The following is a 17,192-nucleotide window of genomic DNA, read 5'->3' as shown; positions in this document are numbered from 1 at the left end:
ATGATATGAAATTTAAAATGGCCTACTCTTTTTTAAATGACGATATTGATGTGATTGAACGAGAACTTGAACAAACCGTACGTTCTGATTATCCGCTTTTAAGCGAGGCGGGTCTTCACCTGCTGCAGGCTGGAGGGAAACGTATTCGGCCTGTTTTCGTGCTGCTTTCCGGCATGTTTGGCGATTACGATATTAATAAGATTAAATATGTTGCCGTCACTCTGGAAATGATTCATATGGCATCTTTGGTTCATGATGATGTTATTGATGATGCGGAGCTTCGCAGAGGGAAGCCGACAATCAAAGCAAAGTGGGACAATCGCATTGCGATGTACACAGGCGATTATATGCTGGCGGGATCTCTTGAAATGATGACAAGAATCAACGAACCGAAAGCCCATAGGATTTTGTCACAGACTATTGTTGAAGTTTGTCTTGGGGAAATCGAGCAGATCAAAGACAAATACAACATGGAGCAAAATCTAAGAACATATCTCCGCCGCATCAAACGAAAAACGGCCCTCCTGATCGCGGTCAGCTGCCAGCTCGGAGCCATTGCGTCCGGAGCTGATGAAAAGATTCATAAGGCGCTGTACTGGTTTGGGTATTACGTCGGCATGTCTTATCAAATTATTGATGACATTCTTGATTTTACTTCAACTGAAGCAGAGCTGGGCAAACCTGTTGGAGGAGATTTGCTTCAAGGAAATGTTACATTGCCAGTGCTGTATGCCTTGAAAAATCCTGCATTAAAAAACCAGCTTAAATTGATTAACAGCGAGACAACGCAGGAACAGCTTGAACCGATCATTGAAGAAATCAAAAAAACAGATGCAATTGAAGCATCTATGGCAGTAAGCGAAATGTATTTGCAGAAAGCTTTCCAGAAATTAAACACGCTTCCTAGAGGGCGCGCACGTTCGTCTCTTGCAGCCATCGCAAAATATATCGGTAAAAGAAAATTTTAATTTTTGTAGATATTAAGAAATTTCTCCGCCCCTGATTGATTAATTATCAGAAAGATGTTACGATTTCGGTGAGCAGTGTGAAAGCCTATACATACATAATGATGGGGTGGAGAATGTGATGGAAAAGACTTTTATCATGGTGAAACCAGACGGTGTCCAACGTCAGCTCGTTGGGGACATTTTATCCAGATTCGAACGTAAGGGCTTACAATTAGCTGGTGCCAAGTTAATGAGAGTGACTGAACAAATGGCTGAGAAACACTACGCCGAACATCAAGGAAAGCCTTTCTTCGGTGAGCTTGTTGAGTTTATTACTTCAGGGCCTGTATTCGCAATGGTTTGGGAAGGCGAAAATGTCATTGAAGTAACGAGACAGCTGATCGGAAAAACAAATCCTAAAGAAGCTTTACCTGGTACGATTCGGGGAGATTATGGCATGTTTGTCGGAAAAAACATCATCCACGGCTCTGATTCTCTCGAAAGTGCAGAACGCGAGATTAACATTTTCTTTAAGAATGAAGAATTAGTATCATATCAGCAGCTCATGGCGGGCTGGATCTATTAATCATTGTGAAAATAAGCAACAGAGCCGGCATCATGTAACGCCGCCGGTTTTCGATTTGTTTTGTAAAGGTTTACATTCAAGTGAATAAAGGGTTCAATGGCAGTTGTGGATCAGGCCTCTGCCTTTCCCAACATTCTAAAATCAGCTGAAAAGCTGATTTTTTTATTGAAACAATACAATTTCCTGAGAAAACAAGCTATACTAGGACAAAAAGACAGCGAGACTGGGAGAGTAGAGATGGATACATACAGCGTATTTACAACGAAATGGAAACAATTAACCGGAGTCGATTTGACACTATATAAAGAAGCACAAATGAAGAGAAGGCTGACGTCACTTTATGAGAAAAAGGGGTATCAAAGCTTTAAGGACTTTGCGGCTGCATTAGAAAAGGATCAAGCCCTTTTAAATGAAACATTGGACAGAATGACGATCAATGTTTCAGAATTTTATCGTAATTATAAAAGATGGGAAGTTCTTGAGACTGCTATTCTGCCGTTAATCAAGACCTCCAAACCTTTAAAGATTTGGAGTGCCGCCTGCTCAACGGGTGAGGAGCCTTACACGCTTGCCATGCTTTTGGATCAGCAAAAAGGCCTTTCCGGCTATCAGATTATGGCGACTGATATTGATGAAAAAGCATTGGAAAAAGCAAAAAAAGGCGTCTATCAGGAGCGGTCTTTACAGGAAGTGCCGTCTTCTGTGAAGGATCGTTATTTTACTCAAAACGCAAATAGAAGTTATGAAGTAAAACCGGAAATCAAAAAGAATATTACATTCAAAAAGCACAATCTGCTGGCGGATCGTTATGAACAAGACTTTGACTTAATTGTGTGCCGCAATGTATTTATTTATTTTACTGAAAGCGCGAAGGAAGAGCTTTATTTAAAAATGGCACATAGCTTGAAAAAGAATGGAGTTCTTTTTGTCGGCAGCACTGAGCAAATCTTCAATCCTGAGAAATTTGGCCTGACTCCAGCTGATACATTCTTTTATCAAAAAAGATAGACTGACTTTTTGCTGAAAAATATGTTATAGTAGTTTTACTTAAAAGCGTTAATGCGATGAAGGGAGAAGAAGTCATGAGATATTTAACAGCCGGAGAATCACACGGCCCGCAACTGACAACCATTATTGAAGGTGTGCCTGCCGGGCTTTACATAACGGAGGAAGATATCAATTTTGAGCTTGCCAGACGCCAAAAAGGCCACGGCCGCGGCCGCCGCATGCAGATCGAAAAAGACCAGGCCAAAATTATGAGCGGTGTGCGCCATGCCCGTACGCTCGGTTCACCAATCGCTCTCGTAGTAGAAAATAACGACTGGAAACATTGGACAAAAATCATGGGCGCCGCTCCGATTACAGAGGATGAAGAAAAGGAAATGAAGCGCCAAATTTCCAGACCGAGACCTGGGCACGCTGACTTAAACGGTGCGATTAAATATAATCATCGTGATATGAGAAATGTGCTTGAACGCTCTTCAGCAAGGGAAACAACTGTCAGAGTGGCGGCAGGAGCTGTCGCTAAAAAGATTCTTTCCGAGCTTGGCATTAAGGTGGCGGGCCACGTATTGCAAATTGGCGCAGTTAAAGCTGAAAAAACAGAATACACGTCAATTGAAGACCTGCAGCGTGTAACGGAGGAGTCTCCGGTTAGATGCTACGATGAAGAGGCAGGCAAAAACATGATGGCTGCTATTGATGAAGCAAAGGCAAACGGAGATTCCATCGGCGGAATTGTAGAAGTCATTGTCGAAGGAATGCCGGTAGGTGTTGGCAGCTATGTCCATTATGACCGCAAGCTGGACAGCAAACTTGCTGCTGCTGTGCTGTCAATTAACGCATTTAAAGGTGTCGAATTCGGCATCGGATTTGAGGCGGCAGGCCGAAATGGTAGCGAAGTCCATGACGAGATCATTTGGGACGAGGAAAAAGGATACACCCGTGCTACCAACAGACTTGGAGGACTGGAAGGCGGCATGACGACAGGAATGCCGATTGTTGTCCGCGGAGTTATGAAGCCAATTCCGACTTTGTATAAACCGCTTAAAAGTGTGGATATTGAAACGAAAGAACCGTTCTCTGCCAGCATTGAACGTTCAGACAGCTGTGCAGTGCCTGCGGCAAGTGTAGTAGCTGAAGCGGCTGTCGCATGGGAAATTGCGAACGCGGTCGTTGAACAATTCGGCTTAGATCAAATCGACCGCATTAGAGAAAATGTGGAGAATATGAGAAAATTGTCGAGGGAATTTTAATGAAAACACTGCATGTTCAAACCGCTTCCTCGTCGTATCCTGTTTTTATCGGACAAGGCATCAGAAAAGAGGCTTGCGAACTATTAACCTCTTTAAACAGGCCTTTAACACGGATTATGCTTGTCACGGATGAAGAGGTGGACCGCCTGTATGGCGAAGAAATGCTTCATTTGCTGCAAGAAAAATGGCCCGTGAAAAAAGTGACGGTGCCGAGCGGAGAGCAGGCGAAATCCATGGACATGTACACAAAACTGCAGAGTGAAGCGATTCGTTTTCATATGGATCGCTCCTCATGCATCATCGCATTCGGTGGCGGTGTTGTTGGAGATCTTGCCGGTTTTGTGGCGGCTACTTTTATGCGCGGTATTGATTTCATCCAAATGCCTACGACTCTCTTGGCGCATGACAGCGCGGTCGGAGGAAAAGTAGCCGTGAACCATCCGCTTGGAAAAAATCTAATCGGTGCGTTTTATCAGCCGAAGGCGGTACTATACGATACTGACTTCCTGCGTTCTCTGCCTGAAAAAGAGCTTCGGTCCGGAATGGCAGAAGTGATTAAACACGCATTTATCTATGACAGAGCGTTTCTGGAAGAGCTGCTGAATATCCGCTCACTGCATGATATCACCAGTGATCAGCTGAATGACATGATTTTTAAAGGGATTTCAATTAAAGCGTCTGTCGTTCAGCAGGATGAAAAAGAAGAGGGAATCAGAGCTTACTTAAACTTCGGACACACGCTCGGCCATGCCGTTGAGGCGGAATATGGATACGGACAGATCACTCATGGTGATGCGGTAGCCCTCGGAATGCAGTTTGCTTTATTTGTAAGCGAAAAGACTGCGGGCTGTGAAATGGACAGAAAACGTTTGGTCAGCTGGCTGAAAAGGCTGGGCTATCCAAGTCAAATTAAAAAAGAGACGGAAACTTCGATTCTATTAGACCGTATGATGAATGATAAGAAAACCCGCGGCGGGAAGATTCAGTTTATCGTGCTCAACGAATTAGGGAAAGTTGCTGATCGCACATTTTCCAGAAATGAACTTGAGAGCTGGCTGAACAAATGGCGAATGGAGGAGACCTCATGATGATTCGCGGAATTCGCGGAGCAACTACAGTTGAACGGGATACTGAAGAAGAAATTTTACAAAAGACAAAACAGCTGTTAGAGAAAATCATAGAAGAAAACAAAACAAAACCGGAAGATGTTGTTCAAATGCTTCTTTCGGCGACACCTGACTTGCACTCCGTTTTCCCGGCAAAAGCTGTCCGAGAGCTTTCAGGGTGGCAGTACGTGCCGGTAACCTGTATGCAGGAAATGGACGTAACCGGCGGTCTGAAAAAGTGCATAAGAGTCATGATGACGGTCCAGACAGATGTTCCTCAGGATCAGATCAGACATGTATATTTAGAAAAAGCCGTCGTATTAAGGCCCGATTTATCATTGACAAAAAATACTGAATTGTAATACGATAGGAACAGCTTAGAAATACACAAGAGTGTGTATAAAGCGATTGAATGAGTTGAGTTAGAGAATAGGGTAGCAGAGAATGAGTGTAGTTGAGCTGAGACATGTATGTTTATTCTACCCAAAAGAAGCCTTTCTTTTGGGTTTATTTGTTATATAAGATTTTATCCTCTCATGCCATCTTCTCATTCTCCTTGCCATAAGGAGTGAGAGCAATGAATTTCCAATCAAACATTTCTGCATTTTTACAGGACAGCTTGTCCTACCACACGATTCCGATTGTGGAGACCTTCACAGTCGATACGCTGACACCCATTCAAATGATAGAGAAGCTCGACAGGGAGATTACGTATCTTCTTGAAAGCAAGGATGATACATCCAATTGGTCAAGATATTCGTTTATCGGCCTGAATCCATTTCTCACAATTAAGGAAGAGCAGAGCCGTTTTACAGCTGTTGATCAGGACGGCAAATCTCTTTACACAGGAAATGAACTAAAAGAAGTTCTCAATTGGATGAATACAACGTACAACATCAAAACGCCAGATCTGGGCATTCCCTTTGTCGGCGGAGCTGTTGGGTACTTAAGCTATGATATGATCCCGCTGATTGAGCCTTCTGTTCCTCTGCATACAAAAGAAACAGGAATGGCAAAGTGTATGCTATTTGTTTGCCGGACATTAATTGCGTATGATCATGAAACCAAAAATGTCCACTTTGTCCAATATGCAAGGCTCAATGGACAGGAAACAGAAAACGAAAAAATCAATGTGTTTCATCAAAATCATCAAGAGCTTCAAGATCTCATTGAAAAAATGACGGATCAAAAAAACATCAAAGAGCTGTTTCTTTCTGCTGATTCATATAAGACGCCGAGTTTCGATACAGTATCTTCCAATTATGAAAAATCTGCTTTTATGGCTGATGTAGAAAAGATCAAAGAATATATAAAAGCGGGAGATATCTTCCAGGGCGTTCTCTCACAAAAATTTGAGATTCCGATATCAGCAGATGCCTTTGAGTTATACCGAGTGCTTAGGATCGTCAATCCTTCTCCGTATATGTATTATATGAAACTCCAAGACAGAGAAATAGTCGGCAGTTCTCCGGAACGGTTAATCCACGTTCAAGACGGGCATTTGGAAATCCATCCGATAGCCGGTACGAGAAAACGAGGTGCAGACAAAGAGGAAGATGAAAAACTCAAAATTGAGCTGATGAAGGATGAAAAAGAAAAAGCAGAGCACAACATGCTCGTTGATCTTGCCCGGAATGATATCGGCAGAGTAGCAGAGTATGGATCTGTTTCTGTGCCGGAGTTCACAAAAATTGTCTCCTTTTCGCATGTCATGCACATTATCTCGGTGGTTACAGGCCGATTGAAAAAAGGGGTTCATCCTGTTGATGCACTGATGTCCGCTTTCCCGGCGGGAACTTTAACAGGCGCTCCAAAAATCCGCGCCATGCAGCTTTTGCAAGAGCTCGAGCCAACGCCGAGAGAGACATACGGAGGCTGTATCGCCTACATCGGATTTGACGGAAATATTGACTCTTGTATTACGATTCGCACGATGAGCGTGAAGGATGGTGTGGCATCGATACAGGCAGGTGCTGGCATTGTGGCTGATTCAATTCCGGAAGCCGAATACGAAGAAAGCTGTAATAAAGCGGGTGCGCTGCTGAAAACGATTCATATTGCAGAAGACATGTTTCATAGCAAGGAGGATAAAGCTGATGAACAAATTTCTACAATTGTGCGTTGATGGAAAAACACTTACTGCCGGTGAGGCTGAAGCGCTGATGAATATGATGATGACAGCGGAAATGACTCCTTCTGAAATGGGCGGTATATTGTCTATTCTTGCTCATCGTGGAGAGACGCCAGAAGAGCTTACTGGCTTTGTGAGGGCGATGCGCGCGCGCGCCCGTACAGTCGATGGACTTTCTGATGTTGTTGATACTTGCGGAACCGGAGGAGACGGTATTTCCACTTTTAACATCTCAACGGCTTCGGCAATTGTTGCCTCAGCAGCTGGTGCGAAAATCGCTAAGCATGGCAATCGCTCTGTCTCTTCTAAAAGCGGGAGCGCTGATGTTTTAGAGGAGTTAGAGGTTCCGATTCAAACCACTCCCGAAACGGTCAAAAAAAGCATTGCAGCAAACAACATGGGATTTCTTTTTGCACCGCTTTATCATTCATCTATGAAACATGTAGCGGGTACTAGAAAAGAGCTAGGTTTCAGAACGGTATTTAATCTGCTTGGTCCGCTCAGCAATCCCTTGCAGGCGCAGCGTCAGGTCATCGGGGTCTATTCTGTTGGAAAAGCGGGACTGATGGCAAGCGCACTGGAGACGTTTCAGCCGAAGCACGTCATGTTCGTATCAAGCCGTGACGGTTTAGATGAGCTTTCAATTACAGCACCGACCGACGTGATTGAATTAAAGGACGGGGAGCGCCGGGAATATACCGTTTCACCCGAAGATTTCGGTTTCAAAAATGGCAGACTTGAAGATTTACAGGTGCAGTCACCGAAGGAGAGTGCCTGTCTCATTCAGAATATTTTTGAAAATAAAAGCAGCCGCTCTGCTTTATCTATTACAGCTTTTAATGCAGGGGCTGCGATATACGCAGCGGGGATCACGGCCTCACTGAAGGAAGGAACGGAGCTAGCGTTAGAGACGATTACAAGCGGAGGCGCAGCCGCGCAGCTTGAACGACTAAAGCAGAAAGAGGAAGAGATCTATGCTTGAGAATATCATCAAACAAAAGAAAGAAGAAGTAAGAACACTGGTCCTGCCGGAAGAGCAGACTTTTGAAAAACGTTCATTTAAAGAGGCGCTGTCAATCCCGAATCGGATGATCGGGTTGATTGCCGAAGTAAAGAAGGCGTCGCCGTCAAAAGGGCTCATTAAAGAGGATTTTGTCCCTGAGCGTATTGCAAAAGATTATGAAACTGCGAAGGCAGATGCGCTTTCCGTTTTAACTGACACCCCCTTTTTTCAAGGGAAAAACAGCTATTTATCAAACGTAAAGCGCGCTGTTTCGATTCCTGTACTCAGAAAAGATTTTATTATTGATTCTCTTCAAGTAGAGGAATCAAGAAGAATCGGAGCGGATGCCATATTGTTAATCGGAGAAGTGCTTGATCCCTTACACCTTCATGAATTATATCTTGAAGCAGGTGAAAAGGGAATGGACGTGTTAGTGGAGGTTCATGATGCAACAACGCTAGAACAAGTATTGAAGGTGTTCACACCTGATATTCTCGGCATCAACAATCGAAATCTAAAAACATTTGAAACATCTGTAAAGCAGACAGAACAAATCTCATCCCTTGTTCCGAAAGAATCACTTCTTGTCAGTGAAAGTGGAATCGGTTCTTTAGAACACTTAACATTTGTCAAAAAACATGGAGCGAGAGCTGTGCTTATCGGTGAATCATTGATGAGGCAAGCATCACAGCAAAAAGCAATCCATGCTTTGTTTGGGGAGTGAGGATGTGAAGAAGCCGGCATTAAAGTATTGTGGTATACGGTCACTGCAGGATTTGCAGCTTGCAGCGGACTCACAGGCTGATTATCTGGGCTTTATATTTGCTGAAAGCAAACGAAAAGTATCTCCGCAAAATGTGAAAAAGTGGCTGAGTCAAGTTCGTGTCGAAAAACAGGTTGCGGGTGTTTTTGTTAATGAATCGATAGAGACGATGGCACGCATTGCCGAAGACTTGAATCTCAATGTCATTCAGCTTCACGGTGATGAGGAACCGGCGGATGCCGATGCTCTTCGGATGCTGACAGGTTGCGAAATATGGAAGGCGCTTCACCATCATGAGAATACTATTCAAGAAATAGCGCGTTTTAAAGGTAATGTAGACGGCTTTGTGATTGATTCATCTGTAAAAGGGGCGAGAGGCGGCACCGGTGTTGCTTTTTCTTGGCACTGCGTGCCGGAGTATCAGCAGGCGGCTATAGGCAAACGTTGCTTTATCGCAGGCGGTGTGAAGCCGGACACCATCACAGACCTGTTGAAATGGCATCCGATAGGAATTGACCTTGCCAGCGGAATCGAAAAAAACGGACAAAAAAATCGAAATCTGATGAAGCTTTTAGAAGAAAGGATGAACCGATATGTATCCATATCCGAATGAAATAGGCAGATACGGCGATTTTGGGGGAAAATTTGTTCCGGAAACACTCATGCAGCCGTTAGAAGAAATTGAAACTGCATTTAAAGAGATCAAGGATGATCCCGTTTTTCGCGCCGAATATTACAAGCTGTTAAATGACTATTCCGGAAGGCCGACTGCACTAACATTCGCTGATCGAGTCACCAAATACTTGGGCGGTGCGAAAATCTATTTGAAACGAGAAGATTTAAACCACACAGGTTCTCATAAAATTAATAATGCGATGGGCCAAGCACTGCTTGCCAAAAAAATGGGAAAAACGAAAATTATTGCTGAAACAGGTGCCGGTCAGCACGGCGTTGCCGCTGCAACAGTCGCAGCCAAGTTCGGCTTTTCCTGCACTGTGTTTATGGGTGAGGAGGATGTTGCCCGCCAGTCACTGAACGTTTTCCGCATGAAGCTTCTTGGAGCGGAAGTTGTGCCTGTAACAAGCGGAAACGGCACATTGAAGGATGCCACAAATGAGGCGATCCGGTACTGGGTTCAGCATTGTGAGGATCATTTTTACATGATTGGATCAGTTGTCGGACCGCACCCTTATCCGCAAGTGGTCCGTGAATTTCAAAAAATGATCGGAGAGGAGGCGAAGGATCAGCTGAAACGCATTGAAGGCGCTCTGCCTGATAAAGTAGTGGCGTGTGTAGGCGGAGGAAGCAATGCGATGGGCATGTTTCAGGCGTTTTTAGATGAAGAGGTTGAACTGATCGGCGCTGAAGCAGCCGGAAAAGGAATTGATACGCCTCTTCATGCCGCTACTATTTCAAAAGGAACTGTAGGCGTTATTCACGGCTCATTGACTTATCTCATTCAAGATGAGTTCGGGCAAATAATTGAGCCGTATTCTATTTCAGCAGGACTCGACTATCCTGGGATCGGGCCGGAGCACGCTTATTTGCATAAGAGCGGCCGTGTCACATATGACAGTATCACAGATGAAGAAGCGGTGAATGCATTAAAACTCTTATCAGAAAAAGAAGGGATTTTGCCGGCAATCGAATCTGCCCATGCGTTAGCGAAAGCATTTAAACTGGCCAAAGAGATGGATCGTGATCAAACCATTCTCGTCTGTTTATCAGGCCGGGGGGATAAGGATGTCAACACATTAATGAATGTATTGGAAGAAGAGGTGAAAGCGCATGTTTAAATTAGACCTTCAAGCGTCAGAAAAATTGTTTATCCCGTTTATTACGGCGGGCGATCCGTCGCCTGAGGTTTCGGTTAAACTGGCGCAGTCTCTCCAAAAAGCGGGTGCCACGGCACTGGAGCTTGGTGTTGCATACTCAGATCCGCTTGCAGACGGTCCGGTAATCCAGCGGGCTTCAAAGCGGGCGCTTGATCATGGAATGAATATCGTCAAGGCAATCAAATTAGGCGGAGAAATGAAAAAAAACGGAGTGAATATTCCGATTATCCTCTTTACGTATTTTAATCCTGTGTTACAATTGAACAAAGAATACTTTTTCGCTTTACTGCGGGAAAATCATATTGACGGTCTGCTTGTTCCGGATCTGCCATTAGAAGAAAGCGCCAGCCTTCAAGCCGAATGCAAAAACCATGAGGTGACGTATATTTCTTTGGTTGCGCCGACAAGCGAAAGCCGTTTGAAAACCATTATTGAACAAGCCGAGGGCTTCGTCTACTGTGTATCTTCTCTAGGTGTGACCGGTGTCCGCAATGAATTCAATTCATCCGTGTACCCGTTCATCCGGACAGTGAAGGATCTCAGCGCTGTTCCGGTTGCTGTAGGGTTCGGCATATCAAACCGCGAACAGGTCATGAAGATGAATGAAATTTGTGACGGTGTCGTAGTGGGAAGTGCGCTCGTCAGAAAAATAGAAGAATTAAAGGACCGGCTCATCAGCGCTGAAACGAGAGATCAAGCGCTGCAGGAGTTTGAAGATTACGCAACGGCGTTTGGCGGCTTGTACAGTTTAAAATGAGGTGACTCGATTTGCGTATCAAAGAACATTTAAAACAGCTGAAGCCTTATCAGCCAGGAAAGCCGATTGAAGCGGTGAAATCAGAATATGGCTTGGATAAAGTTGTGAAGCTTGCTTCGAACGAGAATCCGTATGGCTGTTCGGAAGCTGCAAAAGAGGCGCTTCATCAAGAGATTCAACAGCTTGCGCTTTATCCGGACGGGTATAGCGCCGCTTTGCGGACAAGGCTCAGTGTGCACCTCAATGTCAGTGAAACATCACTAATTTTCGGAAACGGTTCAGATGAAATCATTCAGATCATCTGCCGTGCACTTTTAAACGATAAAACAAACACGATTACTGCTGCCCCGACTTTTCCGCAATATAAACATAATGCGGTGATTGAAGGCGCTGAGGTTCGCGAAATCGCGCTTCGTTCTGACGGCTCACATGATTTAGACGCCATGTTTGAAGCCATCGACGAACAGACGCAAGTCGTTTGGATTTGCAGTCCGAATAATCCGACTGGCACTTATACATCAGAAGGGGATTTACTCGCATTTTTGGAGCGCGTTCCTTCTCGTGTCCTCGTTGTTCTTGACGAAGCATATTATGAATATGTAACGGCAGAGGATTATCCGGAAACCGTACCGTTTTTAAACAAGTATTCCAATCTGATGATATTGCGGACATTTTCAAAGGCTTACGGCCTGGCAGCACTCAGAGTCGGTTACGGAATTGCCGACGAGAACCTGATTCGCCAGATTGAGCCGGCAAGAGAGCCGTTTAACACGAGCCGTCTAGGCCAGGCTGCGGCGATCGCAGCGCTTGATGATCAAGCATTTATTGCTTCCTGTGTCGAGCAAAATAAAGCAGGCCTTCAGCAATATTATGATTTTGCGAAGACTCATGGTTTAAAGTGCTATCCTTCGCAGACAAACTTTGTGTTAATTGACTTTAACCGCCCTTCCGATGAACTGTTTCAGGCTCTTCTGGAAAAAGGCTATATCGTCCGGTCAGGAAATGCACTAGGTTTCCCGACATCACTCCGGATTACGATCGGAACAAAAGAGCAAAATGAAGAAATTCTTGCAATTTTAGCTGAAATTTTATAAGAGGTGATCAAATATCACCTCTTTAGTCTATAAACCAGGTGATGATGTATGAATCGAATGAAAGATACAATATTGCTCGCCGGTCTCGGATTGATAGGCGGTTCGATTGCGTTAGCGATCAAAAAAAAGCATCCGGGCAAACGGATCATCGGAATCGACATCTCTGATGAACAAGTAGTAGCCGCATTAAAATTAGGTGTGATAGACGAGCGTGCTGATTCGTTTATCAGCGGTGCGAAAGAGGCAGCTACGGTGATTATTGCGACGCCTGTCGCACAAACGCTGCTTATGCTTGATGAACTGGCTCATTCAGGAATTGAACATCAGCTTTTAATTACCGATGTAGGCAGCACAAAGCAAAAAGTGGTTCATTACGCTGATCAAGTGCTTCCAAGCCGCTATCAATTTGTCGGAGGGCACCCGATGGCAGGTTCACACAAATCAGGAGTCGCCGCTGCGAAGGAGTTCCTGTTTGAAAATGCATTTTATATTTTAACGCCAGGCAGAAATACGGACAGACAAGCCGTAGCACAATTGCAAAACCTGCTGAAGGGGACGAATGCCCATTTTGTGGAAATGTCGCCAGAAGAGCATGATGGCGTGACAAGCGTAATCAGTCATTTTCCGCATATTGTCGCAGCAAGCCTTGTTCACCAAACCCATCATTCAGAAGAGCTTTATCCGCTTGTTAAGCGTTTTGCAGCCGGCGGGTTCAGGGATATTACGAGGATTGCATCAAGCAGCCCGGCAATGTGGCGGGATATTCTATTACATAATAAAGATAAAATCTTGGACCGTTTTGATGAGTGGATTCGAGAAATCGAGACGATCAGGACATATGTCGAACAAGAAGATGCAGATAACCTATTTCGTTATTTTAAAACGGCCAAAGATTATCGCGACGGGCTGCCGCTTCGCCAGAAGGGCGCGATACCTGCATTTTACGATTTATACGTGGATGTTCCCGATCATCCGGGTGTGATTTCCGAGATAACCGCTATATTAGCTGCGGAGCGCATCAGTATCACGAATATCCGTATTATCGAAACGCGAGAAGACATTAACGGGATTTTAAGAATCAGTTTTCAGTCTGATGACGACCGCAAACGGGCAGAACAATGCATCGAAGCCCGAGCGGAATATGAAACTTTTTATGCTGATTGAGGTGGAAAATAATGAAAAGAGAAAAGGTGCAGGCCTTAAACGGAGAAATACATATTCCCGGTGATAAATCCATTTCTCACCGCTCCGTCATGTTTGGCGCGCTAGCGAAAGGCACAACAACTGTTAAAAACTTTCTGCCGGGTGCGGATTGTCTGAGCACGATTGATTGCTTTAGAAAAATGGGTGTTCAAATTGAGCAAAACGGAAGCGATGTGGTGATTCACGGAAAAGGAATCGATTCCCTGAGCGAGCCAGAAAGCCTTTTAGATGTCGGGAATTCAGGAACAACGATTCGCCTGATGCTCGGTATTTTGGCTGGCCGTCCTTTTTACAGCGCGGTAGCCGGGGATGAGAGCATTGCAAAGCGCCCAATGAAACGCGTAACTGAGCCTTTAAAGCAAATGGGTGCTAAAATCGACGGCAGAGCCGGCGGAGAATTTACGCCGCTGTCAGTAAGCGGATCTTCACTAAAAGGTATTGATTATGCATCACCTGTTGCGAGCGCACAAATTAAATCTGCTGTTTTGCTGGCCGGTTTACAGGCTGAGGGCACAACAACCGTCACAGAACCTCATAAATCTCGGGACCACACTGAACGGATGCTTTCTGCTTTTGGTGTTGAACTTTCTGAAGATCAAACGAGCGTTTCCATTACAGGCGGACAGAAACTGACAGCTGCAGATATTTTTGTTCCGGGAGACATTTCTTCAGCGGCGTTTTTCCTTGCCGCGGGTGCAATGGTGCCAAACAGCAGTATTGTATTGAAAAACGCAGGTTTAAATCCGACTCGGACAGGTATCATTGACGTCCTTCAAAACATGGGGGCAAAACTTGAAATCAAACCGTCTGCCAACAGCAGTGCAGAGCCTTATGGAGATTTGGTCATAGAAACGTCAGATTTAAAAGCGGTTGAAATCGGAGGAGATATCATTCCGCGTTTAATTGATGAAATCCCTATCATCGCGCTTCTTGCGACTCAGGCGGAAGGAACTACCGTTATTAAGGATGCGGCAGAGCTTAAAGTAAAAGAAACAAACCGCATTGACACCGTGGTTTCCGAACTTCGTAAGCTGGGTGCTGAGATTGAACCGACAGCAGATGGAATGAAGGTTTACGGCAAACAAACATTAAAAGGCGGCGCAACAGTGTCCAGCCATGGAGATCATCGGATCGGAATGATGCTTGGCATCGCTTCCTGTATAACAGAGGAGCCGATTGAAATCGAGCAGACAGATGCTATCCACGTTTCTTATCCAACTTTCTTTGAGCATTTAAATAAGCTTTCAAACAAATCCTGAAGTTCTTGCTTCAGGATTTGTTGTGCGGATTGATTGTGAGAATCATAAGTCGTGGTAAAAAAACATAGCTTGTCTTATAGAGGGAAAGAAAAACAAAAAGGGGGGGATGCGCTTTACTTACAAGCCGGCAGGTCAAAGCTGCTTTACTGTACAGAGGGCGATCTTCCTTTTTTCATTTTCTATCTCAAGATCTTTTGGTAAACTAATAAGACTCAATAATTCCCTGCCGTACAGCAAGCATCTTATTTGCCGGGGGCATTCGTCTGAATTATGATAAGATTAACCCGAACAAATAAAGCTTTTTTGTATGGTTGATGTTTGTATAGGAAAAGAAAGGACCGGTCCGATTTGAATACATTGATTCAAGAAGCCATAAAATTAGTTGAAGCAGGTGAAACAGAAAAAGGCCTCAACACTCTCTCGAAGGCCGAAAATCAGCTCCATGATGAAGATAAAGCCATCGCAGCCCAGCTTTATTACGAGTGGGGCAATGTAGAAAAAGCGATTTCACTGATCAGTGATTTACATGATTTATATCCAAATGAAACAGAACTGACGAATTTTTACGCTGAACTTTTAATAGATATTGACGAAGAAGAAAAGGCCCTCGCTGTGCTGGAAACCATTCCGGAAACAGATCCATCATATCCGGAAAGTTTGCTGCTTATGGCTGATCTTTATCAGATGCAGGGGTTGTTCGAAGTCAGTGAACAAAAGCTTCTGCAAGCCAAGTCCATTCTGGATAATGAACCCGTTATTGATTTTGCATTGGGGGAACTTTACTTTACTCAGGGAGCCTATGCGAAAGCGGTTCAATATTTTAAAACAACGGCTGAGGAGCAGAGTGAGATCGGGGGCGTTAATGTCCATCAGAGACTGGCCGAATCGTTAAGTGCCTCAGGTGAATTTGAGGACGCCATTCCGTGGTACGAGAAAGCGGTTGATGAGAATCCTGATCCTAATACGATTTTTGGCTATGGCTTTACAGCCTTACAGGCAGGGCTTGTTAAAACAGCTATTAAGCAGCTGTCTGATTTAAAAGAGCTTGATCCATCTTATTCTTCACTTTATATGCCGCTTTCGAAAAGTTATGAAGCTGAAGGAATGTATGAAGAGGCATTAAAAACGGCAAAAGAGGGTATCAGATATGATGAATATAACAAAGAACTTTTCCTCTATGCCGCCAAAATGGCCTTGAAAATCGGGAAGTCAGAAGAGGGGAAAAAGCTGCTTCAAGAGGCGCTTGCGCTTGATCCGGGATTCATCGAGGCGCTTCATACACTTCTTGCCGTGTATCATAAAGAAGAGGATTATGAACAGATTATTGATCTTATTCAAGAGGTGCGCGGCTACGGTGAAGAGGATCCGAAATACAATTGGTATCTTGCAAGCGCATATACCGAATTAGAGCAATACGAGGAAGCAAAACAAGCATTTGAGGCTGCCTTTCTTCATTACCGGGAGGATAGAGATTTCTTATATGAATACGCAAGCTTCCTACTGGAAGAAGGCCTTCAAAAAGAAGCGCTGCCGCTTTTGAAAAAGGTTCTTGAAATTGACGGAGCTAATGAAGAACTGGAAGAAACGATTTTGCGAATCGAGGATGAATTTTCTAGATAAGCAGGAATGTTCACCATTCATGTGGAACATATAAGTATATAGATTATACGATCGATAGAGGAGGGAATTACATGCAGACCCCTGTTTCTGTCAATGAGAAAAAGGATTTTATCCGCTGGTTTTTAAACCATTATCAGTTAAAGCGCCGAGAGTGCGTTTGGATCTTGAACTACTTAATGAGCCATGATTCTCTCATGGAGAAGGTTCATTTTGTGGAGCAGGCAGAATTTTGCCCGAGAGGCATTATAATGTCAACACACTGTGTTGAAGAAGTTCCGTTTCGGTTCTATAAAGAGAATGTCATGACAACCGACGCGGAAAAATCTTTTCATGATATTAGATTAAATAAGCAGCAAGATTTGTTTATCCAGCTTAATTTCCGCTCAGCATACAGCTCACCTGAGTATGCGGCGGTGCTGGAATCCAACCCTCATATTCCGAAGGATTTGTTTGAGAACAAAAAAGATCAGGGGTTGGCTGAACAAATTTTGGAGCACGCTATTTCCACATTCCAAAGAGAAAAATTATTAAAAGACATTGACGACGCGTTAGATCGTCATGATAAAGAAGCATTTGAACAATTATCGCGCCAATTGAATCAACTCACATAATTTGACCAGCCTTGCAGCGTAT

17 protein-coding genes are annotated in these 17,192 nt (G+C 44.2%); all 17 read left to right on the top strand.

Annotated features, from left to right (window positions below; genetic code table 11):
• Nucleotides 1-5 precede the first annotated feature (5 nt).
• The 17 genes from hepT (at nucleotide 6) to EFK13_RS11450 (ending at nucleotide 17,170) form a co-directional block, all read left to right on the top strand.
• Entirely contained in the window at nucleotides 6-968 is a 963-nt protein-coding gene (gene hepT / locus EFK13_RS11530; RefSeq protein ID WP_064812925.1) for a heptaprenyl diphosphate synthase component II, read from the top strand.
• Nucleotides 969-1,083: 115 nt separating this feature from the next.
• Nucleotides 1,084-1,533, top strand: coding sequence for a nucleoside-diphosphate kinase (gene ndk, locus EFK13_RS11525; RefSeq protein WP_081379858.1), 450 nt, complete (start codon nucleotides 1,084-1,086; stop codon nucleotides 1,531-1,533).
• A gap of 237 nt (nucleotides 1,534-1,770) precedes the next feature.
• A complete protein-coding gene (cheR, locus tag EFK13_RS11520; RefSeq protein WP_129505324.1) occupies nucleotides 1,771-2,541 on the top strand; it encodes a protein-glutamate O-methyltransferase CheR in 771 nt (256 codons plus the stop codon).
• 74 nt (nucleotides 2,542-2,615) lie between these two features.
• Nucleotides 2,616-3,788 carry a chorismate synthase gene (gene aroC / locus EFK13_RS11515; protein ID WP_129505325.1) on the top strand — a complete coding sequence of 391 codons (1,173 nt, stop codon included), beginning with the start codon at nucleotides 2,616-2,618 and terminating at the stop codon, nucleotides 3,786-3,788.
• Nucleotides 3,788-4,876 (top strand): 3-dehydroquinate synthase, encoded by a 1,089-nt coding sequence (aroB, locus tag EFK13_RS11510; RefSeq protein WP_129505326.1) that lies wholly within the window; start codon nucleotides 3,788-3,790, stop codon nucleotides 4,874-4,876. Before aroC ends, aroB begins: the two co-directional genes overlap by 1 nt.
• Nucleotides 4,873-5,256: a chorismate mutase gene (gene aroH, locus EFK13_RS11505; protein ID WP_019258756.1), complete on the top strand. Its 384-nt coding sequence runs from the start codon at nucleotides 4,873-4,875 to the stop codon at nucleotides 5,254-5,256. The genes aroB and aroH overlap by 4 nt, the downstream gene beginning before the upstream one ends.
• A gap of 215 nt (nucleotides 5,257-5,471) precedes the next feature.
• Nucleotides 5,472-7,019 carry an anthranilate synthase component I gene (trpE, locus tag EFK13_RS11500; RefSeq protein ID WP_129505327.1) on the top strand — a complete coding sequence of 516 codons (1,548 nt, stop codon included), beginning with the start codon at nucleotides 5,472-5,474 and terminating at the stop codon, nucleotides 7,017-7,019.
• Complete coding sequence (gene trpD / locus EFK13_RS11495) at nucleotides 6,991-8,007, top strand: anthranilate phosphoribosyltransferase (protein WP_129505328.1); 1,017 nt, start codon at nucleotides 6,991-6,993, stop codon at nucleotides 8,005-8,007. The genes trpE and trpD overlap by 29 nt, the downstream gene beginning before the upstream one ends.
• A complete protein-coding gene (gene trpC / locus EFK13_RS11490; RefSeq protein ID WP_129505329.1) occupies nucleotides 8,000-8,752 on the top strand; it encodes an indole-3-glycerol phosphate synthase TrpC in 753 nt (250 codons plus the stop codon). The genes trpD and trpC overlap by 8 nt, the downstream gene beginning before the upstream one ends.
• A 4-nt stretch (nucleotides 8,753-8,756) precedes the next feature.
• Nucleotides 8,757-9,404 (top strand): phosphoribosylanthranilate isomerase, encoded by a 648-nt coding sequence (locus EFK13_RS11485; RefSeq protein WP_129505330.1) that lies wholly within the window; start codon nucleotides 8,757-8,759, stop codon nucleotides 9,402-9,404.
• Nucleotides 9,385-10,587 carry a tryptophan synthase subunit beta gene (trpB, locus tag EFK13_RS11480; protein ID WP_129505331.1) on the top strand — a complete coding sequence of 401 codons (1,203 nt, stop codon included), beginning with the start codon at nucleotides 9,385-9,387 and terminating at the stop codon, nucleotides 10,585-10,587. The genes EFK13_RS11485 and trpB overlap by 20 nt, the downstream gene beginning before the upstream one ends.
• Nucleotides 10,580-11,383 (top strand): tryptophan synthase subunit alpha, encoded by an 804-nt coding sequence (gene trpA, locus EFK13_RS11475; RefSeq protein ID WP_129505332.1) that lies wholly within the window; start codon nucleotides 10,580-10,582, stop codon nucleotides 11,381-11,383. Before trpB ends, trpA begins: the two co-directional genes overlap by 8 nt.
• Nucleotides 11,384-11,394: 11 nt before the next feature.
• On the top strand, nucleotides 11,395-12,477 hold the full coding sequence (gene hisC / locus EFK13_RS11470; protein WP_129505333.1) for a histidinol-phosphate transaminase: 1,083 nt from the start codon (nucleotides 11,395-11,397) through the stop codon (nucleotides 12,475-12,477).
• Between the two features lie 48 nt (nucleotides 12,478-12,525).
• Complete coding sequence (locus EFK13_RS11465) at nucleotides 12,526-13,641, top strand: prephenate dehydrogenase (RefSeq protein WP_129505334.1); 1,116 nt, start codon at nucleotides 12,526-12,528, stop codon at nucleotides 13,639-13,641.
• Between the two features lie 11 nt (nucleotides 13,642-13,652).
• Entirely contained in the window at nucleotides 13,653-14,939 is a 1,287-nt protein-coding gene (gene aroA / locus EFK13_RS11460; RefSeq protein ID WP_129505335.1) for a 3-phosphoshikimate 1-carboxyvinyltransferase, read from the top strand.
• Between the two features lie 348 nt (nucleotides 14,940-15,287).
• A complete protein-coding gene (locus EFK13_RS11455; protein ID WP_129505336.1) occupies nucleotides 15,288-16,559 on the top strand; it encodes a tetratricopeptide repeat protein in 1,272 nt (423 codons plus the stop codon).
• 71 nt (nucleotides 16,560-16,630) lie between these two features.
• Entirely contained in the window at nucleotides 16,631-17,170 is a 540-nt protein-coding gene (locus tag EFK13_RS11450) for a ReoY family proteolytic degradation factor (RefSeq protein ID WP_003225551.1), read from the top strand.
• Nucleotides 17,171-17,192: the final 22 nt, after the last annotated feature.

This window comes from Bacillus cabrialesii, from assembly GCF_004124315.2.
Lineage (GTDB): Bacteria > Bacillota > Bacilli > Bacillales > Bacillaceae > Bacillus > Bacillus cabrialesii.
Note: the sequence above shows the minus strand (reverse complement) of the source record. Positions and strands in the feature narration are given on the sequence as shown.